Below are 20216 nucleotides of genomic sequence, written 5' to 3' on the forward strand. Positions count from 1 at the left end.
GGTTGCGTGCGAATTTCGGGCGTCCTACCCCGGGACGCCGGAGGCGGCACCAGGAACATAGACTGGCGCCGTGACGCAGACGACCGCCTCTGTCAATACCCAATCTCTCGGTGAGCTCGATCCGGAGCTCGCCGCCGCGATGGCGGGTGAGCTCGCCCGTGAGCGCGACACCCTGGAGATGATCGCGTCGGAGAATTTCGTGCCGCGCGCGGTGCTGCAGGCGCAGGGCAGTGTGCTCACCAACAAGTACGCCGAGGGTTACCCCGGTCGCCGCTATTACGGCGGTTGTGAGCATGTGGATGTGGTGGAGAATCTGGCCCGCGAGCGCGCGAAGGCCCTGTTCGGCGCCGATTTCGCCAATGTGCAGCCGCATTCGGGCGCGCAGGCCAACGCCGCGGTGCTCATGTCGCTGCTGGACCCGGGCGACCGGCTGCTCGGCCTCGATCTCGCCCACGGCGGCCACCTCACGCACGGTATGCGGCTGAACTTCTCCGGCAAGCTGTACGACGTCCACTCCTACGGTGTGTCCAAAGAGGATCACCGCGTGGATATGGACAACGTCCGGGCGATCGCGCGCGAATCGCGGCCGAAAGTGATCGTGGCCGGCTGGTCGGCGTATCCGCGGCACCAGGATTTCGCGGCGTTCCGGGAGATCGCCGACGAGGTCGGCGCCTACCTGTGGGTGGATATGGCGCATTTCGCCGGGCTGGTCGCGGCCGGGCTGCACCCTTCGCCCGTCCCGTACGCCGATGTCGTCTCCTCCACCGTGCACAAGACCCTCGGCGGGCCGCGGTCCGGCCTGATCCTGGCGAAGCAGGACTACGCCAAGAAGCTGAACAGCTCCGTGTTCCCGGGCCAGCAGGGTGGCCCGCTCATGCATGTCATCGCCGCCAAAGCGGTCGCCTTCAAGATCGCGGGCACCCCGGAGTTCGCCGAACGGCAGCAGCGCACGATCTCCGGCGCGAAGATCCTCGCCGAACGGCTCACCGGCGCTGATGTCGCGGGTAACGGGGTCAGCGTGCTCACCGGCGGCACCGATGTGCACCTGGTGCTCGTCGACCTGCGCAACTCCGATATCGACGGCCAGCAGGGTGAGGATCTGCTGCACGAAATCGGTATCACCGTGAACCGCAACGCCGTCCCGTTCGACCCCCGCCCGCCGATGGTCACCTCCGGCCTGCGCATCGGCACCGCCGCCCTGGCCACCCGCGGCTTCGGCGATACCGAGTTCACCGAGGTCGCCGATATCATCGGCACCGCCCTCGCCGGCAACGCCGACCTCGACGCCCTGCGCGCCCGGGTGACGAAACTGGCCCAGGATTTCCCGCTGTACCAGGACCTGGAGGACTGGAACCTCCTCGGCTGAGGACGTCGCGCACCGAACCGGCTCGGGCATACGACGTCCGAGCCGGTGGGGTAGGCACGCGGGCCGCAACGACCTAGGCTCGGGTGATGGATACCGAGTTGAACCAGGATGCCGTCACCACGGTCCGCGAGTTCTTCAACGCCATGGAGATCGGCGCGATCGACGAAGCGCTGGAGCTGGTGCATCCCGATATCGTCTGGAAGAACACCTCGCTACCGGATGTGCGGGGTGCGCGGCGGGTCGGGAAGCTGCTGCGCGGGCTGGACCGGGACAACTTCGGGTTCTCCGCGACCATGCACCATATCGCCGCCGACGGTGCGATCGTGCTCACCGATCGCACCGATTTCCTGCGTTTCGGGCCCGTGACCATCGAGTTCTGGGTGATGGGCACCTTCGAACTCGTGGACGGCCGGATCATCCTGTGGCACGACCACTTCAGCTGGGAGAACTTCCTGCGGGGTACCGCGGTGGGCATCGGCAAGGCGCTGCTCGGCCGCTGAACCCGGCCGCTCCGCTCGCCGGGTGGCTTCCGCGGCGGATGCCCGACGCTGAGGTCGGCCGTTCGAGGGCGCCTCGTGGGCAACCCTCGAACGGCCTGGTCAGGTGGTTTTTCGCCGGGCCGGCCGGTGCTCTCCCGTGCGCCGTCCACGGTCAGGGAAGGCACCGGCCGGCTTCGGCACTCACGCGTTGGGCGCGTATTCCTCCAGCATCTCGGTGACCAGCGCCGCGATCGGCGAGCGTTCGCTGCGGGTCAGCGTGATATGGGCGAACAACGGATGCCCCTTCAATTTCTCGATCACCGCCGCGACCCCGTCGTGCCGGCCGACGCGTAGGTTGTCGCGTTGCGCCACATCGTGGGTGAGCACCACCCGGGAACCGCTACCCAACCGGCTGAGGACGGTGAGCAGCACATTGCGTTCCAGCGATTGGGCTTCGTCCACGATCACGAACGAATCGTGCAGCGACCGGCCGCGGATATGGGTCAGCGGAAGGACTTCGAGCATATCGCGGCTGAGGACCTCCTCCATCACCTCGCGACTGGCCAGCCCGTCCAGGGTGTCGAAAACGGCCTGCGCCCACGGGCCCATTTTCTCGTGCTCGGTACCGGGAAGATAGCCGAGTTCCTGCCCGCCTACCGCGTACAGGGGCCGGAACACCACGACCTTGCGCTGAGTGCGCTTCTCCAGCACCGCTTCCAGACCGGCGGTGAGCGCCAGCGCCGATTTGCCGGTGCCCGCGCGGCCACCGAGCGAGACGATCCCGACGCTTTCGTCGAGCAGCAGATCCAGCGCGACCCGCTGTTCCGCGGACCGGCCGTGCAGCCCGAACGCCTCGCGTTCGCGCACCAGCTGTACCCGTTTGTCCGCGGTCACCCGGCCGAGGGCGCTCGAACTGTTGCCGAGCAGCCGAACCCCGGTGTGGCAGGGCAGTTCCCGGGCCTCGTCGAGATCGACCACGGATTCGCTGTAGAGCTGGTCGACGATTTCGGAGGCGGTATCGATCTCGACCATGCCCGACCAGCCGGAGGTCACCACGTCCTGTGCGTGATATTCCTCCGCGCGCAGACCTACCGCGCTGGCCTTCACCCGCATCGGGATGTCCTTGGATACCAGCACCACGTGCCGGCCGTCCGCCGCGAGGTTCAGCGCGCAGGCCAGGATGCGGGAATCATTGCTCTCGGTGCGGAAGCCGACCGGTAACACCGTGGGATCGGTGTGGTTCAGTTCCACCTGGATCGTGCCGCCGTCGGTGCCGATCGGCAGCGGTTCGTCCAGCCGGCCGTGTGCCAGGCGCAGATCGTCGAGCATGCGCAGGGCTTCACGGGCGAACCAGCCGAGTTCGTGGTGGTGCCGTTTACCTTCGAGTTCGCTGATCACGACCAGCGGTAACACCACGTGATGTTCGCCGAACCGGGTCACGGCCCAGGGGTCGGACAACAGCACGGAGGTGTCGATGACGAAGGTCTTCAAACCTTTCTGAATGGAGCGAGAAGTCGCCGAGGGGGCGGATACGGAGCGATTATCAGTCACGGTAGGCTCCTATGGTCTGCGCGGCACCCACACAGACAGTCTCGCTGGGCCGGTAGGTCCGGATGACGGCTGGCGCAGTGCGTCAGCGGCCACGAGGACCGGGTGCCGGCCCCCTCGTACTGAGTTTCTCAGTCACGGTCAGGACCTCCCGAGCGAGCCGCAACGCGCGACCCGCCATCTCGAAGCTACCCCGTACCAGGCCCTTCGCGCTCGAAGAAATGCGGGAGGGTTTGATGAATTCGGTGTGAACGCACCCTGTGAACACACTGTTTTCGCAGGTAGAACGCGGTATTCGACGGTTCGGACCGATATTGATCGGGTATCGCCGTCGCAGGTTGGCCGAGGGCCGGGTTCGCTCCGTGTTCGCCTCGATCGACACCGGTCGCTCGATCGGGGTCCCGTGGCGCGACCGGCGCCGGCCATGCGCGGGGATTGCTCCCGCGAGCTCCTGGGTGACGGCTATTCGCCCAGCGCCTGCATCAGCACGGGGATATGGCTTCTGCCCGGATCTTTGACCGCGGTAACGAGTGTGACCGGCGGTTTGGTCCGCGCCAGCCCACGCAGCCGTACTAGTGTTACCCGGGACGCCGTGACGGCCAGCTCTTCGCGGTAGCGGTCCGCGAATTCGTCGCGACGGCCTTCCGGGTCTTCGTGGAACCAGCGGCGCAGCTCGGTCGACGGCGTGATCTCCTTGGCCCATTCATCGATATGGGCCGCTTCCTTGGTCACGCCGCGGGGCCACATCCGGTCGGCCAGTACTCGATAACCGTCGTCCGGCTCCGGTGCCTCGTATGCCCGTTTGACCTGGAATCCGCTGGGGATGGTGAAGTCGTCGGTCACCACGCCATCGCATCATGCGGGCGGGCGGTCCGGCAGGCGCCACGCGGTGACGGCCGCCGCGCCCGGAAAGGCGGACGGCGCCCCCCGCGCGCGATTAGAGTCGGCGGTATGAGCACGAACGAGGAGTTGGAAAGTCTCTCGTCGAAGGAACTGCACGACCGTGCGGTCAAGCTCGCGGTACGGCACGGTGATATCCGTTTCCTCTGGCAGCTGCTCACCCGGATACCCGCCGCAGAGGCCACGGCGGGCCGGGCCGGGGAGAGCGAAGCCGATATCAAATGGGTGGTGCCCATGCTCGACGATTACATCCACGCCGGTGACGGCGACCTCGCCGAGGCGTTGCGCGGCTTCTATCTGGACTACCTGCGCAAGCATTCCTGACGGGCTCAGTCGTCGATATCGACGCCCGTCTTCGGCGCGGGCGCCGCTTCGAGCCGCAGGAATTCCTCGTCGGTCAGCAGGCGGGAGCGGATCAGGAAACGCAGCCCCTCGGGCGCTTCCAAGGAGAAACCGCTACCGCGGCCCGGCACCACATCGACCGTCAGATGAGTGTGTTTCCAGTACTCGTACTGGTCGGCGCTCATCCAGAACGGGGTGTCCGTATCGACATGCCCGAGCAGCACGTCCTGCCCACCGACCCGGAACTCGCCGCGCGGGTAACACATGGGCGCGCTGCCGTCGCAGCAGCCGCCGGACTGGTGGAACATCACCGGGCCGTGCCGCTCGATCAGTGTGTGCAGCAGATCGGCGGCGGCCGCGGTGAGTTCCACCCGGTTCGGGTCCGGCATCAGAAGAATCCGAGCTTCTGCGGTGAGTAGCTCACCAGCAGGTTCTTGGTCTGCTGGTAGTGGTCCAGCATCTGGGCGTGGTTCTCCCGCCCGATACCCGATTTCTTGTAGCCGCCGAACGCCGCGTGCGCGGGGTAGGCGTGATAGCAGTTCGTCCAGACCCGTCCCGCCTTGATACCGCGGCCGAGGCGGTAGGCGGTGTTGGCGTCGCGGGTCCATACGCCGGCGCCCAGGCCGTAGAGGGTGTCGTTGGCGAGTTTCAGCGCTTCCTCGGTGGAATCGAAAGTCGTGACCGAGACGACCGGGCCGAAGATCTCCTCCTGGAAGATCCGCATATCGTTGCTGCCCTTGAAGATTGTGGGCTCCACGTAGTAACCGTTCGGGTACCCGGCCACCGACCGCGGGCCGCCGCCGGTCAGGATTTCGGCGCCCTCCTTCTTGCCGATATCGATATAGGACATGATCTTCTCGAACTGGTCGTTACTGGCCTGCGCGCCGATCATGGTGGCGTCGTCGAGCGGGTCGCCGCTGACGATCGCTTTTGTCCGCTCCAGGCAGCGGGCCATGAATTCGTCGTAGATCGAGGAATGGATCAGCGCCCGCGACGGGCAGGTGCACACCTCGCCCTGGTTCAGCGCGAACATCACGAAACCCTCGACAGCCTTGTCCAGGAAATCGTCATCGGCCGCGGTGACATCGGGCAGGAAGATATTCGGGCTCTTCCCGCCCAGCTCCAGCGTCACCGGGATGATGTTCTCGCTGGCGTACTGCATGATCAACCGCCCGGTGGTGGTCTCCCCGGTGAACGCCACCTTCGCCACCCGCGGGCTCGACGCCAGCGGTTTCCCGGTTTCCACCCCGAACCCGTTCACCACGTTCAGCACCCCCGGCGGCAGCAGATCCGCGATCAGCTCGACCACTTTCATGATCGACGCCGGAGTCTGCTCGGCCGGTTTCAGTACCACCGCGTTACCCGCCGCCAGCGCGGGCGCCAGTTTCCAGGTGGCCATCAGGATCGGGAAATTCCACGGAATGATCTGCCCGACCACCCCCAGCGGCTCGTGGAAGTGATAGGCAACCGTATCGGCGTCGATCTCACTTATCCCGCCCTCCTGCGCCCGGATCGCCCCCGCGAAATACCGGAAATGATCGACCGCTAGCGGCAGATCGGCCGCCTTGGTCTCGCGGACCGGTTTCCCGTTCTCCCAGGTCTCCGCGACGGCCAGCGCCTCCAGATTCTCCTCGATCCGGTCGGCGATCTTGTTGAGAATATTCGCGCGCTCAGTGGTGGAGGTTGCGCCCCAGCCGTCGGCGGCGGCATGCGCGGCATCCAACGCCAGCTCGACATCGGGCGCGGTGGACCGCGCCACTTCACAGAAGGTTTCGCCGTCGACCGGGGACGGATTGTCGAAGTACTTCCCCTCGACAGGCGCCGTCCACTCACCACCGATGAAATTGTCGTACCGATTCGCATAGCTGACGATGCTGCCGTCGGCACCGGGCTTGGCGTAGGTCATGACGAGCTCCTCGTTCGATGCGGGCGCAGTAATACACACCTGGATTGCAGGGTGATGTAACTCACTATGCCGCTCCTGGGCGATGGGTGCACGGGGTTCTCCCGTAATGGGAGGTCGGGTCATCCGCCATCGGTTGGCGCCGCGACGCCGGCGCCCGCTACCGCGTCCCGGTCATCTCGCCGATCAACCGACCTACTCGGAATGCGGCCGCCCGTGCCTCGGTAAGTCGGATTAGTCCACTCACTATTCCGAGTTTAGGATGAAACTCGGAATAAGAACCGTCTTGTTCCGAGTTTCGGAGGAGCTATGGCAGACGCAGGCTGGCCCCCGCACGAGCGCCAGGTGGTCCCGTGGCACCAGCAGTTCAGGGGCGGGACCCGCGACGATCGGACAATGCGGGAGGTGAAGGTCAGCCTGCCCCCGTTCATTGCAGGCTCCGACGTTCGACTGTCCTCGCGCCTCTCCACCGAGATGGAAGCGGCGTTGCAGGAAATCACCGCACTCGACGCCGAGCATCCCGCAGTGCTCGGCGCCCTCGGGACCCTACTGCTGCGCACCGAGTGCGTCGCCTCGTCTCGGATCGAGGAGATCGACGCCGCGGTCGACGACTATGCGCGAGCCCTGCACGGCGTGAAAGCCAACCCGTCGGCCACATTGATGGTCGCCGCGACGACCGCCACCGACGTACTTCTGACCAAGGTCACCACCACCCGGAGAATCGAACTGGCCGACCTGACGGCAGCCCACCGCGAACTCATGCGGGACGACCCGACGGACGGCGACTACGCCGGACGCGTTCGCGACATGCAGAACTGGATCGGCGGCAGCAAGTACTCGCCGCGCGACGCCCTGTACGTTCCTCCGCCGCCGGAAACCGTCGACGAATACCTCCAAGATCTCATCCGGTACGCCAACCGGGACGACATCCCCGCACTGGCTCAAGCCGCGATCGCCCATGCCCAGTTCGAATCCATCCACCCGTTCACCGATGGCAACGGCCGTATCGGTCGAGCGCTCATCAACAGTGTGCTCCGGCGGCGAGCTGTGACGAACACCGTTGTGGTCCCGTTGGCCTCGGCACTTGTAGCCCACCGGGACCGCTACTTCGACGATCTGTCCGCCTACCGCAGGGGCGATCCGGAGCCGCTGATGCACTCGTTCACAGCCGGTTCACGTATAGCTGCTTCCCAATCCCGCAGGACCGCGCGTCATCTAGCCGGCATCCCAGAACAGTGGCGCGAGTTGACCGGTCCGGTACGCAGCCACAGCGCGGCCGCCAAGATCATGGCGTCGTTGATCGCCATGCCCGTCATCACCGCAGAAGACGTCTCGGACCGGCTCCAGCTCAGCACGAGCAGTGCCTACGCTGCCATCGATCGGCTGCACGAGGCGGGAGTGCTGCGCCCCCTGACGAACCGGAAGAGGGAACAAGTATGGGGCGCCGGTCTCGTCCTCGACGAACTGGACGCACTCGGCGCGCGGATCAAAAAGGCCGCCACCTGAACCATTGCTGCGTGCGGCAGAGCTATCGCACCAAGACGAGCTCCTCGGTGGTGAGGCAACTCGTCACGCCGCCCCGCCGGGTGTGGGGTGGACGGGGTTCTGATGGAGGACCGGTCACTGATTTGGCGCGGCAGTGGGCTTCCGCTGGGTGGCCGGAAATCTTGGCTCGGCGGTGCGGCGAGCGCTGACGGGTGGTCTTGCCGGACCTGGCATCGGCTGCCGCGGATAGTGGCTGCGGGTGGGTAGTCGAAGGTTTCGGCGGCCGTGCGGTGAGCCTGAGGAGCCGGGGCGATCGAGTCCAGCAGGGCAGCCGAGGGAACCAGGATGTGCCGAGATGCGTCCAGTAGGGTGAGTGCAGTTTTACGAAGGGTGGGCCGAGCGCTATGGATGTGGGGCAGGAAACCGCGAACGGGCTGTATCAGCAGGCGGTAGCGGGGACGTTCCGAATGGAGCGGGGAGCGGCGGAACGGTGCGCGGCGGTGTACACCAGGTTGGTGGACACCTGCCTGGACAAACAGATCACGAACTCCAAACGTCTGCAGGAACTCTCAGGCTTCGGGGGATTCGACTCGGCACAGGAGCTCCAGGGAAAGTTCGTAGAGAAAGGGGCTTCGGCGACCGAAGCGCTTCTGGGGATCAAGGAAGCCGCGTTACGTATGGCTGCCGCTTACCTGCATGCCGGTGGCGCGTTCGAGGAAGCAGATGCGATGAACAGCCGCGCGCTGACTGTTGCAGGAGAGGCTGGGGAATGAATCCTTGGAAGCTGGGCGTGGTGGTGATTGCTGCGACGGGCGTTCTCGGAAGCCTGGTGGCATGTTCGACCACTACGGAGCCGAGTGGGACGGGCGCGGCTGAATCGACGCAGCAGGAATCGGCTCAAACGAGTTCGTCGCGGACGACCCTGACCGAATCCCGGTTGCAGCCGCCGGAGCAGCAGAACGAGTACACAACCAGGGGGCGACCGGAAGTAGTGTTCGATCCCTGCACCTGGATCAGTGACGCGGCTGTCGAGAAGGCAGGCCTAGATCCGACTACTCGCCGCCGAGGGCAAGACATTGTCGCGGAGTACACGTTCTTGACCTGTGATTTCGAGGGCAATCTCCGAGACCTGTCGGTGAACTCGGGCAACGTGACGTGGGAAGAGGACCTGCAGAAGAACGGCGGGCACAGCGAGGCGATGACTGTGAACGGCCGCGAAGCGCTTCTCGTGCAGGATCCGGCGCTGGAAAGTGTGTGCAGTGTTCATGTTCGCACCGAAGCGGGGCTCGTCATGTTCAGCTCTTCGCGAACCCATGAAGGGCAGGAGGCCGGACTACAACGTTGCGACGGAGCTGTCGAGATCGCGACGGCTTTGGAACCGGAAATCGGGGCGGAGAACTGAACGATGAGTGATGGAACCCCCGGCTCGCCGTTCGGAATGTTCGGCCCTGCGCTGGGTATCGCCCCCGAGTCCGTGGAGGATCGGCTGTCAGGCCAGGAGAGCCTGAGCGGCGCTCAATATTTCGGTTCCCAGGTTTCTCACGGTGGGCAGGATCCCGCCTACATCACTCGGATGGAGCTTTTCGAAGGGCTTTCGCATGAGGAAATCCACGCGAAGGTCAGCGAGATGTTGCCCGGTGTCATGCATGCTGTGGCGGAAAACTACCAGTCCATCGCCGACTCGCTGGGCGGTGCCCTGTTAGGTCATTTGCTGTCCATTCAGCGCGAGCTCTCCGACGGTATGGCAGGTGAATTCGCGGACGCGGCGAATCAGGCCTCGCGAACCTTCTTCGACCAGGCCACCGATGTGCAAGAGGTCATCAATGCCGTGGGTATGCGAATCCATGCCGCCGCCTACGGCGCCGAGGTGGTGAAGAAATCCGTTCCACCGCCGCCGACTCAGGCGCCGGGAGGAGGCAATCCCGCCGTGACCACCGGCGTGGTCGATCCGGCGAAGGTCGCGGAAACCGTCGTCGCCGCGACCGATCCGGCGGCCGCGGCGGCTTTCGCCGCGTACAAGGAAGATCAACGGCTGGTCGCTGTCGAAGTGATGAATATGGCGTACAAGCCGACCTATCAGCCCGCGGGCGAGGGGGTGCCGGCATTTGTCCCGGTGCAGGCGCCGGGTGACCAGCCCGGCCCTGCCGTCCCGAACGGCGTTACCAGCAGTGGTCCCGGCGGGACCACGCCCGGTCCCGGTACGCAGGCACCGGGTGGTGAGACTCCAGGGGAGAACGAGACCGAAGAGCCAGGGCAGCAAACGCCCGGAACCGAAGAGCCACGGACGACAACGGCCGGTACCAACGAGACCCCGACCTCGCAGCAGCCGGGCACTACGCCGGGCAGTCCCGCCGGTGATCCCCAGCGCACTTCGCCGTCGACCACTACGCCCGGTTCGCCCGGGGCGCCCGCGGGTACGCCCGGGATGCCCGGCGGTACTCCGCAGAGCCCGACGCCCGGAAAAACCGTTCCGGGCTCGCCCGGCGGTGCGCCGAACAGTCCGTCCGGTGTTCCGGCGGCGTCGACTGCTGCGGGAACCAACAGGGCGATGTCGGGTATGCCCGGGATGATGGGGCCCGGCGCAGGTGCGCGGCGCGGTGAGGACGACGACGAGCACAAGGTGCCCGACTACCTGATCCATGATCGGGAAGAAGAGTTGTTCGGCGCGCCGCCCCAATTGCTGGACGGCGTGCTGGGCGGCGACGCCCCCGCCGCGCAGCCGGCCGATCACCGCGGAGAACGCTGGTGAAATGGGAATTCACCCCGGACGAGTTCATGCACGTCTGGAAAGAGACGGGTAAGGATCGCTACCCGTTTCCCCTCGAATTGCGTTCGTCGGTGCGTTGGGAGGACGAGTTCTACCGATTGGCCGCGCGGATCGAGACGACGTATCCGCGCGGTGCCGACCCGGACCTCACGGTCGCGCTGCGGGTAGCGGCGGAACCCCAGGCGACACTTGCTCTCTCCGGTAGCCGGCGGCGCCGGATCCGATCGTACGGAGCCTTCTCGGGTAGCGTCGGTGTGACCGTCGTGCAGTTCCCCGGTACCGAAACGGATTTCGACGGCAAGTTCGTCGTCCAGATCGGGTCGCCGGCCATCGTTCCGCGGATTTTCCTGCAGATTCTCGGTGAACTGCCCAAGGGCACCCACCCACCGCTGGTGGAGAGTATCGACCGGATGCGCGACACCTACGAGGTCTGGAACGGTGGTAAACCGCAACCCGCGGATCGGATGCGCCGACTGCTGAAGGCGCCGCGGGTGGGCTCGGGTTTCCTGCAGGCGTGCCATCGCCTCCGCGACCCGCAGCCGCCGCAGCCTCGCTACCTCAGCTGGTTCGATGTCGCCGACGACGGCCGCTATGTATACCAGCACCGATACCAGGACTTTCACCTCGAACCGGTTTCGCACGACGAATTCAAACATGCACTCACCCGCTTGATCGGCCCACACTGGGCCGAGCCCGCGCAGTAGCTGTCGTTCCCGTTTCGGCGCACCAGGTCGCCTGTGTCCGGTGTGCGGCCCGTTGCTGGCGCAGAAGTGCCATCTTGCAACATCTTTCACTCCTCGGGTTAGTCTTGGCATACGCCCGGAGCAGGATCCGACGGGGGCACATGGACGGTGCTGGACCTCCTCGCTGGGCGTATCTCCAGTAGATAGGACGGATTCGCGGTCGCGCCCGTTCTGAACCGAGCAAATGCCGTGGAACAGCCGACTTTCCACCACGGCACCTTCCATATCGAGACAATCCGGTTAGCGAGGGTAACTATTGTGAGTAGTGGGTCCATGCTTCCCCGTCGTGCTTTGGGGCGCCAGCTGCGCAAGATGCGCCTGCGGGAGGGAATATCACAGTCCGGTGCGGCGCGCGTCGCAGAGATATCGCCGCAGTCCTACGGCCGATTGGAGGACGGCCTCAAAACAAAGATCACTGATCTGGCGATGAACGCGCTGTGCAATGCGTTCTCCAGTACCGATGAAGAGCGGCTGCTGGTACTCGACCTGGCGCAAACGATCAGGAAATCCGCTGGCTACGATGGTGCCTGGTGGTTGTCGAAAAGTGCAGTACCAGGCGATTTTCGCGACTTTATCGCCTTGGAAGAAACTGCAACACAGATCTTTTCGTGGGAGACCTGCATCGTTCCCGGCTTGCTGCAAACCAGGGAGTACCGTCGTGCCTTGCTCTGGGCGGAGTACCCGGAGATGCCGACACCTGAGGTCGAGGCGAGTTTGGATGTCGTCATGCGACGGCAAGAGCTGTTGAGCAAGACGGACCTCCACTTCGAAGGGCTGATCGCTGAATCCGTACTGACCACAGTCGTTGGAGGTGCGGCTGTTCTCGCGGATCAGTTGTCGCATCTGCTCGAGGCTTCTCGCCGACCGAATGTCGCCCTGCGGGTTGTGGGCAGAAATGCGAAGGATCAGGTCGGTGTGGTCACCGGGCCGTTCGTGCTGTTCGACCTGCCTCCCTTGCCGATATCACGGCTACGGCAGGCGCCGGTAGTCTATGTGGAAGGATGCTTCGGCCGGATCTACCTCGATCATGAGTCAAAGGTCGCCGAGTACGCCCGGATAAGGGAAAGGCTGCGGCGGGCGGCATATTCGGAGGAGGTCTCTGCCGAGCTGGTGCTGGAGGCATTGAAGGAGTGAGTCCATGAGTGAACTAACCGCTGCCCAGTGGTTCAAGAGTAGCAAGAGCCAAGGGCAGGGCAACTGCGTGGAGGTCGCCTTCCTGGGTGACGGGCTGGTCGGTGTGCGCGATTCCAAGAACGCCGCTGGCCCGGCCCTGGTCTTCGGTCCAAAAGAATGGGACGGTTTCCTCGCGGGACTGACAGGCTGGGGCTCCGTGTAATACCAGGGCTGGCACGGCGTACGCCTACCGCGTAAGGGTCGATCCAGCAATAGGAGGTCGAGCGCCACCCGCCGGACACGAAAGTCCACCGCTGGACGATCACGAAGATCACCGGGCGGGTGGAATTGAATCCTGCGGTCGGCTAAACGGTGGCCCAGCGGTTGAGTGCCGCTGGGGTTCCGAGTTCCATCCGAGCCTCGGGAGTGTGGGCGTAAAAGGTCAGGAATCGGAATAACCGGTGGGGATCGGCGGCGAGACGAGGACATTCGAGGACGACCGCTCCGTCCGGCGCCTGAACTTCCAGTTTCCAGAACCGATACGAATTGCTGCCGAATCGGATGGACGGCGTGCGCAGGTGATTACGCGCAGCTCCATCCCAGCCGATAACGCATATCAACGGGGTGTTCTCCATCGACGCAGCAAGCACACCGGTCACGTCCGACCACGGCAGACTCGTCCGGGAACTCCAGCCCTCGTAGACGATCTGCTGTGGCGTGAGCACGAGACTTGCCCTGCGAATCCGACCGGCCAGAGCGAGACCTGGTGTGAACGCGAGGAATAATCCCATGCAGAACAACACGAGCGCAGGAATCCAGAGAATCGACCGCCCCGATACCGCGATTTCGAGACTCGCTCCGAGCAGCAGCACCGCGAAACAGAAGCACATCAATTGGTACAAAGCGAAGGCTGGAATCGTTCCGGGAATGGCGGTGGCGCCTGTGCCGTCCACCGAGTCCAGTCGGATCCTGCTGGTGCTACGTGTTCGCGCGATAAGCCCCGCGATTCCCGCGACCGCGAGGACGAGCATCGCGATACCCAGTAGAGCCACGTATTTCGAGGCGGCATGGCCGAACTCGTCGGCGCTCCGCCAGCCGGCCGTTGCCAGCACGAAGCACATGGCCGCCAACCCGGCCAAGAAGACAGCCGACAGCAGTATCGTTCCGACATAGCGACCCGAGGTCCGCCAAGCGGTAGGAATCATCATTCGGTCAGAAGAGCGCATTCCACGCCTTCGACACCCCACCACCGATGGCATCGCCCGTAGCCTCGAACGCATCGATACCTCCGTTGATCGCACTGCTTACGCTGAGACCATCCTGGTACAGAGCATCGACAGCACCAGAAGTGAAAAGCCCAGCGCCGGCGCCGACGACTGTCCCCACTGCGGCGCCGGCAACGTTACCAACCCCCGGAAAGACGCTGCCGATGATCGCTCCCGTGGCAGCACCCGCGGCAACGGATGCACCGAAGCCCGCCGCGCCCGATACAACTGCCAAGTGCTCGACCCCGAGTTGCTCGCCGCCCACGTCGTAGTCTACCCGGGCGCATGGCAGACAGGACTGTCTGCGGTGGGCGCCGGTAGCCGCTGCAGTCGGAAAATAAGAATGAACTGCTGGTGAACGCTTGGTGTGCTTGCACGCCGAATCGCGCCGGAAGGCGTTCCGTGCCGGTCCGGCGCGCTGCCCGATTGCTACGATTCGCGCCAACGGCTCGTTCGAGAAACATGGGGGCAGAGGGTGCTTCAGGCCGATATAGACCAGATCCACGCATTGGCGGGAAAGCTCCGTGGGGCCGGTGACCGCATCGATGCCATCGACGTACGCACAAAGGCCAAAGAGCTTCCGGCTGCCCTGCCGGAATCACCCGGTGAGGCCGCCGTTTCCGGTATTTCACAGGCATTGGAACAGGCGGCGGAGTTCGTGGAGGGCGCATACCTGCGGGCTGCGGATCGCTTCCGGCTGGTCGCCACGACGTGTAGCCAGTGTGCGGACTCGATGGAAACCACGGATACCGAGTTCTCCGGCAAGTTGTCCGCCATGGATGTGCAAAGTGCTTAAGCGTTCGACAGTCGCCAACTGGAATTTCGAGACCGTCCGCGCATGGGTGACCACACTGGCCGAGTCGCGCAACAGCCTCATGGCGGAGGCGGACGGCACAGTCAAGCACTTCCAGGAACTCGGTACATCTTGGTCCGGGGTGGCCTACAACGCGGCATACGATCGCGTCGCTCAAGACCACGATCAGGTCCGCAAACTCGCCCTCGAAATCGATGAACTGGTTGCGGTCGCCAACCAGGAGATCGGTTCGGTCGAATCGCACCTTCGAGTAGTTCAGGGCAAGGTGGCCGATGCCCAAGGGCTCGGCATGACAGTCGACGACGCGTGGAAGGTTATGGACTACGAGAACGTCGACGCGGAAACCCGCAAGGCCCATCAGGACCTGATCAACAGTGCGTTCTGGGCGTTCGAGAATGCGGTAAGCCAGGCGGCCAAGAATATCTCCGAGCAGGCGGTGGAGATCCGTTCCGCGGGTGACCTGCTGGGCTCGGGTCTCGATGTCGCTGCCGCCGATACTCAGGCGGCGCGCTTCGGTAAGGACGACGGTACTGCCCTGGCCCAGGCGGTAAAGGCCGGCGACCAGCAGGCTATCGATGAGATCTTGGGTCAGATGCCGCAACCGGTTCTCACGCAGTTCGAACTGGATGCGCTCGCCCGCGGCGAAGAGGTGAGCACACTCCCGGCGAGCACCCAGGATTATTACAAGGCGTTCTTCAACGAGGCCGGCAAAGACGGCATCCTCGGTCTCAACGAACATCTTCTCAACAAGGAACGCGCAGGGGACGTCACCGCCGCCACCCAGCGCGATGGCCTCGCCAACGCCCTGCTTGCAGTCTCCAACGAGAAGGTCGGCACCAATACCGGCAGCAAAGGCGCGTTCCAGAATTTACCCCCCGATGTCCAGCAGCTCCTGGCAACCAGGCCCACCGAGAACAACCTGGACGGCCCGATGGCAGTCGGCGAGCACTACCGGGAGGTGAGCGCCCTCGGTGAACTTCTCGGCCAGTCGAGCCCCGGTATGGAACCCGGCCATCAACTCGGCGTCGAAATGGGACGGCAATCCCAGGATATGGCCGCCTACCTGGACAATGTCAAAGCGAATATGGGTGGCACGATGCCACCCGGCTTCATGGACGGCGACAAAGAAGCCATGGAGACCGGCGCACAGGCCATGCTCGGTGTCGCCACCCGCAACGAAGACGTCAGCTATTCGCTACTCACCGGAAACGATATGCCGCCGGCCACCGACCCCGGACTGGGCGAGAAACCACAACCTTTCGATCCCGAAGAATTCCGCAAGGAAGTTTTCGGGCACGAATGGGCCGATGATGGCGACGCAGCATCGAACCTGTTGGGTTGGGTCGCCGAGGACACTCAGAAGGAAGGTCCCGAAGGGGATCGGGCTCGCCAGGTTCTGGTGGACCTCCCGAACTATTTCGCTCCCGAAAGCAACCCTGACGATGACTCGGTATCGGGAAACAGACCCCTTAAAGAAGGGGTATACGAAGACTATGTGAAGGCGTTCAACACCAACCCCAAGCTTTCAGAAACGCTTGCCCACGTAATGGGTACGAATATCGAGTCGCATCTCAACCCGAATGCCACAGAATCGGTCTTGGGGCCGCGCGGTCCAGTTCTGAGCGTCACCGACGCTAATCACTTGCTCGCCCTTGCCAGTCAATCGGAGGAAGGGCGCTTCATCCTCGAAGCAAGTAGGCAGGGGTATCAGACCGAGATGCTTACACAAGCTCTACTGGAGAATCCGCAGAACCCGAAGGCATGGCTCGACCAGAACGCGGAACACCTGGCAAGTCTGGATGGCCGGTACACGGTTGCCATTACCAACGGTCTCACGGCCGCGGACGAAGCGACCGCGGACGATAAAGAAGCCGCACAGCAAGCCGCCTGGCAGAACAGACAGCAAGTAGCCGAAGTCGTGAAGTCTTTGACGCTCGATATGGTCGAAGTGCCGGGTAAAACACCGGCCGGCCTCGTGGCCAACGAAGTCGTGGGTGTTATCAAAGATCAAGGGTTCGATGCGGCGATGGCGAAATGGAACCCTGAACCACCACCGGTCGGCGTTACCTACCCGAACCTGGCGACCGTTAATGCCCAAGCTCGGACGGAAATAGAGCAGCAGCTATTCCAAATACTTCACGAACAAGGAAAACTACCCGAATATGGCACCGCCCCAGACGGAACGCAAGTTCCATTTGTCGGTGCTAACGGTGAACCGGTCGACGTATCAACTCTAACGGACGAGACCGCCAATAGGGCAGTCAACGCCTACTTTGCGCAATTGGGCCTTCAAGAATTCCTCACCGGATATTCTGTCCAGTATGGTGGTGTTCTGAGTAGCGGCCTTGCGCTGGAACCGGGTGATACGGAACAGCAGGTAACCGGAAAGGCTGCTGGCTGAGATGCGTCAATCGAGATCGGCTCATGAGTCAGCGATGGAGTTTGATTCCATGGCAGCTCGATTTCTGCGGCCGGGGCGGCAGGTGGGTCAGAAATGTCTTGGTTGAAATCGAGTTCACTTCGGTACGAGTCCGGAATCGGATGGAAACGGATTGCAATTGTCGCGCTTTTGCTACTGGCAGCAGGATGCGGCACGTCGACCGAGGGGCGTGCACCGGTGCCGGTAGCGCCTCGTACGCTCCCGACAGGCTTCGACCCGTGCGCTGACCTTTCCGGGGAATTCGTCGAGCAGCACGATGTGAAGCTGCAATCCAGACTCGGGCCGGAATATACCTCGGCAGAAAACCCTCCCGATACTGTTGGGTGTGAATACAAGATTTCGTACGAGCGCTACCTCAGAATTCTCCTTTCGATACAGATCGTCGGCCAGGATCCACCATGGCTCCGTGCTGACTTCACAACACTGGAAATCGGTGGCCGCAAGGCTGCTATAACGCGTCCAGAAGATGCCAGCGATGCCAACCCGCTTCCGGGTAGTCAATGTGTGATGCAGTTGGAAATGCATGGCGGATCTTTGAATCTGAACCTGAACGGCTGGGGTCCTGAACTATGGGAAAACGAAGGTGACCCATGCTCGGTTCTCACTGAATTAGCGACGGAAATAGCGGTTCTGCTTCCCCCGCTTGAATAGCTAGTACTCCGGAAACTGGATCGCGATGCTGCGACCCGGACTGCTCGGTTAGCCTGGCCGGCGCACAGGATGCTGTTACCCTGGCGCCGTCCACTCCGTCGCCATACGGTCCGCTCTACGCGACAAGACGCAGTCGGTCCGTGTAATGGATCAGGCTCGGAGCGCATTGCGGGTCAATGCGACAGGGGGGCTTTTCAGATCTGAGGGCGGGCAGTGCCTTGTACGGATCGGCTGAGATTTAGGCCGTCTGAACGAGGGAACATGAATATCTGGCGCGATCTGGACCCTTCTGTCCGGAAGGCACTACTGGAGGGACGGCCGGTCGGCGATCTCGAGACCGACCGGATCGGGCGGGCGTATGCGGAGCAGAGGCTCGGCCGCTCGCAGCCCCGGAACTTTCTGGTCGGCATCCTCATCGGCCTGGGTGTGGGACTGCCGCTGGGGTTGTTGGTGGTGCTGGACGTGCTGTCGATGGCGGCTACCGGGCTCGTTGTGATTGCGATGTGGCTCGGCTACTTGGTTTACGAGGTTCGCCGTAAGGCCGCGCTGATCCGCCTGTTGAACGTCAGCAACGGGGCGCCGCGAGTGCCGGTGATGCCCGTGATGCCCGGGCCGCCGGGGAGGCTGGAGATAAGGGTTCGGACTCGCGGCGTCCTGCGAATGATGGCGCCCTTTCTCGGGCTCGTTGCCATACCGGTTGCTGTCGGACTGGCGTACTCGGTGCCGGTGCCCGCGATCGCTGCGCTGGCCGTCGTTCCGGCCGTTCTGGTGATCGCGTATCTCGGCCATTTGCTGTCCTGGTCGATTCCGGGACGCCCCACCATCCTCGACGCCGACGGTTTGCACTCGCCGAAGGACGGAGTTCGGATCGGCTGGGAGGCGGTACGTGAGATCAGGATCGTCCTCCTCCGGGCGACGGCCGGCGACCGTAGGCACGTGCTCGCCTTCCTGCTCCACGACGACCAGATCTACCTGCGCCAACTCTCGAGCTGGCAGGTTTTGCTCGGGAAGATCAACAAGAAGACCTACCTCTCGCCACTGGTCCTCATGGACGGTATGTACGACAGGTCGATGGTGGAGATCGCCGCATCGGCGGCCGCGTTGTCGGGCATCCCCTATCCACGGCACCGAGGCAACTCCAGTAGTTGCGCGAACGCCCGCCGCGACTCCACGCGATCTGCACCGCGGTCGCTCCTGAAGCGGTCTTCGCTGTCCGAACATTCGACGCCGCCGAATGGGTGGCGCTGAACCGCTGGGGATCTACTGTCGAAAGAACATGTATATCCATGGGAGGGTTCATGGTGAAGACTCTGATCGACATTCCGGACGAGCTGATGGAGCAGGCCAGGAAGATCACCGGCGGGGCTACCAAGACCGAGACCGTGTGTACTGCGCTGCGATTGCTCGTCCGTCAGCAACAGCAGCATGACGCCATCGCATGGTTCGCTGACCACGAACCATTCCTATCCGGTCTATCCGAGTATGAGATCGCTGGGGAAGGTTACGGACAGTCAGTGCGGTGACCTCGGCAGTCCGTGTCCTGCATCTGGCCGGCCACCGCGCAGCTCCCGCATCCAGCGTCAACAAATCGGTTCGCGAGGCGTTCGACCGGCTCAACGGGTTTGTTCGGGGTACGTATCCGAGTATTCTTGATGTTGGTACTTCTGATACATCACCAACATGCTGGAGGGGCGATGACCGTTACTCAGGTGGATCTCGACGACGGCGCCCTCGCGGAGGCGATGCGCCTCATGGGTACGACGACAAAGAAGGACACCGTCAACACGGCCTTGCGTGAGTACGTGAAGCAGCTGAAACGTTTGGAAGCGTTTGATGCACTGCTGGCCATGGGTCAGCGTGGCGATTTCGACCAGGCGGCCGAAGCGCACGCTGCAGAGCGGCGCGCCCGTAAACAGTCTTGGGGAGGTGACGTGACCGAGTGATCGGTTACGTTCTCGACACTACGGCCCTCTGGTATCTGTTCCGGAATCCGGCGGCGGCCGAACGGTGGCGCGAACCCGCCCGGGTCGGTGCGCTGCGAATCAGCGAGCCGACTCGTGCCGAGTTCCTGTTCTCGGCTGTCGGCCCCGCGCATCGCGACGAGCTGACCGATGCGCTGGATACGCTGTGTGATCCGGTAGCGGTTCCGAAATCCGTGTGGCGGTGGGTCGACACCGCGCAGTACAAGCTGACCCAGCGGGGTGAGCATCGATCGGGGGGAGTGATCGATCTGGTGGTGTGCGCAACCGCGGTGCACCACGGTATGACGATCCTGCACACAGACAATGATTTCGCGACAGTCGCCAGGGCGCTGCCCGAGGTGCGTGAGCGCGATATCCGGCGCGAGGACACCGCACACATCGAATGAGCGCCGGCGGATGTGCCGGTGATCCAGACCTC

Annotated in this window: 23 protein-coding genes; 17 read left to right on the plus strand and 6 right to left on the minus strand. The window is 63.7% G+C overall.

The window, feature by feature from the left end:
• Positions 1-70 precede the first annotated feature (70 nt).
• Complete coding sequence (gene glyA, locus ACQEVO_RS00470) at positions 71-1366, plus strand: serine hydroxymethyltransferase (protein WP_432907516.1); 1296 nt, start codon at positions 71-73, stop codon at positions 1364-1366.
• Positions 1367-1452: 86 nt separating this feature from the next.
• The gene (locus ACQEVO_RS00475) at positions 1453-1866 is read left to right on the plus strand and encodes a limonene-1,2-epoxide hydrolase family protein (protein ID WP_432907519.1); all 414 of its coding nucleotides are present in this window, start codon (positions 1453-1455) and stop codon (positions 1864-1866) included.
• A 180-nt stretch (positions 1867-2046) separates the two neighbouring features.
• On the opposite strand, the gene ACQEVO_RS00480 is transcribed toward ACQEVO_RS00475, so the two are convergent.
• Both ACQEVO_RS00480 and ACQEVO_RS00485 read right to left on the minus strand, forming a co-directional pair.
• Entirely contained in the window at positions 2047-3396 is a 1350-nt protein-coding gene (locus ACQEVO_RS00480; protein WP_432907522.1) for a PhoH family protein, read from the minus strand.
• 459 nt (positions 3397-3855) lie between these two features.
• Positions 3856-4239 carry a DUF488 domain-containing protein gene (locus ACQEVO_RS00485; protein ID WP_432907525.1) on the minus strand — a complete coding sequence of 128 codons (384 nt, stop codon included), beginning with the start codon at positions 4237-4239 and terminating at the stop codon, positions 3856-3858.
• A 105-nt stretch (positions 4240-4344) separates the two neighbouring features.
• Here ACQEVO_RS00485 and ACQEVO_RS00490 point away from each other — a divergent pair, with 105 nt between their 5' ends.
• Entirely contained in the window at positions 4345-4617 is a 273-nt protein-coding gene (locus tag ACQEVO_RS00490; protein WP_432907528.1) for a hypothetical protein, read from the plus strand.
• Positions 4618-4622: 5 nt separating this feature from the next.
• On the opposite strand, the gene ACQEVO_RS00495 is transcribed toward ACQEVO_RS00490, so the two are convergent.
• Both ACQEVO_RS00495 and adh read right to left on the minus strand, forming a co-directional pair.
• Entirely contained in the window at positions 4623-5024 is a 402-nt protein-coding gene (locus ACQEVO_RS00495) for a DUF779 domain-containing protein (RefSeq protein WP_432907531.1), read from the minus strand.
• Positions 5024-6541: an aldehyde dehydrogenase gene (adh, locus tag ACQEVO_RS00500; RefSeq protein WP_432907534.1), complete on the minus strand. Its 1518-nt coding sequence runs from the start codon at positions 6539-6541 to the stop codon at positions 5024-5026. The genes ACQEVO_RS00495 and adh overlap by 1 nt, the downstream gene beginning before the upstream one ends.
• 306 nt (positions 6542-6847) lie before the next feature.
• On the opposite strand from adh, the gene ACQEVO_RS00505 reads away from it, so the two are divergent.
• From ACQEVO_RS00505 to ACQEVO_RS00535, 7 genes are all read left to right on the plus strand, one after another.
• Entirely contained in the window at positions 6848-8044 is a 1197-nt protein-coding gene (locus tag ACQEVO_RS00505; RefSeq protein WP_432907537.1) for a Fic family protein, read from the plus strand.
• Positions 8045-8427: 383 nt separating this feature from the next.
• Entirely contained in the window at positions 8428-8796 is a 369-nt protein-coding gene (locus tag ACQEVO_RS00510; RefSeq protein ID WP_432907539.1) for a hypothetical protein, read from the plus strand.
• Positions 8793-9425 (plus strand): DUF3558 domain-containing protein, encoded by a 633-nt coding sequence (locus ACQEVO_RS00515; protein ID WP_432907542.1) that lies wholly within the window; start codon positions 8793-8795, stop codon positions 9423-9425. The genes ACQEVO_RS00510 and ACQEVO_RS00515 overlap by 4 nt, the downstream gene beginning before the upstream one ends.
• A gap of 3 nt (positions 9426-9428) precedes the next feature.
• A complete protein-coding gene (locus tag ACQEVO_RS00520; RefSeq protein WP_432907544.1) occupies positions 9429-10772 on the plus strand; it encodes a hypothetical protein in 1344 nt (447 codons plus the stop codon).
• A complete protein-coding gene (locus tag ACQEVO_RS00525) occupies positions 10769-11494 on the plus strand; it encodes an ESX secretion-associated protein EspG (RefSeq protein WP_432907547.1) in 726 nt (241 codons plus the stop codon). Before ACQEVO_RS00520 ends, ACQEVO_RS00525 begins: the two co-directional genes overlap by 4 nt.
• A 312-nt stretch (positions 11495-11806) precedes the next feature.
• A complete protein-coding gene (locus ACQEVO_RS00530) occupies positions 11807-12667 on the plus strand; it encodes a helix-turn-helix domain-containing protein (RefSeq protein WP_432907550.1) in 861 nt (286 codons plus the stop codon).
• Between the two features lie 4 nt (positions 12668-12671).
• On the plus strand, positions 12672-12869 hold the full coding sequence (locus ACQEVO_RS00535) for a DUF397 domain-containing protein (protein WP_432907553.1): 198 nt from the start codon (positions 12672-12674) through the stop codon (positions 12867-12869).
• Between the two features lie 142 nt (positions 12870-13011).
• On the opposite strand, the gene ACQEVO_RS00540 is transcribed toward ACQEVO_RS00535, so the two are convergent.
• Both ACQEVO_RS00540 and ACQEVO_RS00545 read right to left on the minus strand, forming a co-directional pair.
• A complete protein-coding gene (locus tag ACQEVO_RS00540; protein WP_432907556.1) occupies positions 13012-13854 on the minus strand; it encodes a hypothetical protein in 843 nt (280 codons plus the stop codon).
• A gap of 4 nt (positions 13855-13858) precedes the next feature.
• Entirely contained in the window at positions 13859-14176 is a 318-nt protein-coding gene (locus tag ACQEVO_RS00545; protein WP_432907559.1) for a hypothetical protein, read from the minus strand.
• A 210-nt stretch (positions 14177-14386) separates the two neighbouring features.
• Between ACQEVO_RS00545 and ACQEVO_RS00550 the strand changes: the two genes are divergently transcribed.
• The 7 genes from ACQEVO_RS00550 to ACQEVO_RS00580 all read left to right on the plus strand — a co-directional run bounded on the left by ACQEVO_RS00550 (position 14387) and on the right by ACQEVO_RS00580 (position 20184).
• Positions 14387-14707: a hypothetical protein gene (locus ACQEVO_RS00550; protein ID WP_432907560.1), complete on the plus strand. Its 321-nt coding sequence runs from the start codon at positions 14387-14389 to the stop codon at positions 14705-14707.
• The gene (locus ACQEVO_RS00555) at positions 14700-17126 is read left to right on the plus strand and encodes a hypothetical protein (RefSeq protein ID WP_432907562.1); all 2427 of its coding nucleotides are present in this window, start codon (positions 14700-14702) and stop codon (positions 17124-17126) included. Before ACQEVO_RS00550 ends, ACQEVO_RS00555 begins: the two co-directional genes overlap by 8 nt.
• A 93-nt stretch (positions 17127-17219) precedes the next feature.
• Positions 17220-17816, plus strand: a complete 597-nt coding sequence (locus ACQEVO_RS00560; protein ID WP_432907565.1) for a DUF3558 family protein — start codon at positions 17220-17222, stop codon at positions 17814-17816.
• 261 nt (positions 17817-18077) lie between these two features.
• A complete protein-coding gene (locus tag ACQEVO_RS00565; RefSeq protein WP_432907568.1) occupies positions 18078-19064 on the plus strand; it encodes a hypothetical protein in 987 nt (328 codons plus the stop codon).
• A 50-nt stretch (positions 19065-19114) separates the two neighbouring features.
• On the plus strand, positions 19115-19339 hold the full coding sequence (locus ACQEVO_RS00570) for a type II toxin-antitoxin system VapB family antitoxin (RefSeq protein ID WP_432907571.1): 225 nt from the start codon (positions 19115-19117) through the stop codon (positions 19337-19339).
• A gap of 171 nt (positions 19340-19510) precedes the next feature.
• Entirely contained in the window at positions 19511-19759 is a 249-nt protein-coding gene (locus ACQEVO_RS00575; RefSeq protein ID WP_432907573.1) for a type II toxin-antitoxin system VapB family antitoxin, read from the plus strand.
• A complete protein-coding gene (locus tag ACQEVO_RS00580; protein WP_432907575.1) occupies positions 19756-20184 on the plus strand; it encodes a PIN domain-containing protein in 429 nt (142 codons plus the stop codon). The genes ACQEVO_RS00575 and ACQEVO_RS00580 overlap by 4 nt, the downstream gene beginning before the upstream one ends.
• Positions 20185-20216: the final 32 nt, after the last annotated feature.

It is taken from the genome of Nocardia sp. CA-290969, from assembly GCF_050936135.1.
Taxonomy (GTDB): domain Bacteria; phylum Actinomycetota; class Actinomycetes; order Mycobacteriales; family Mycobacteriaceae; genus Nocardia.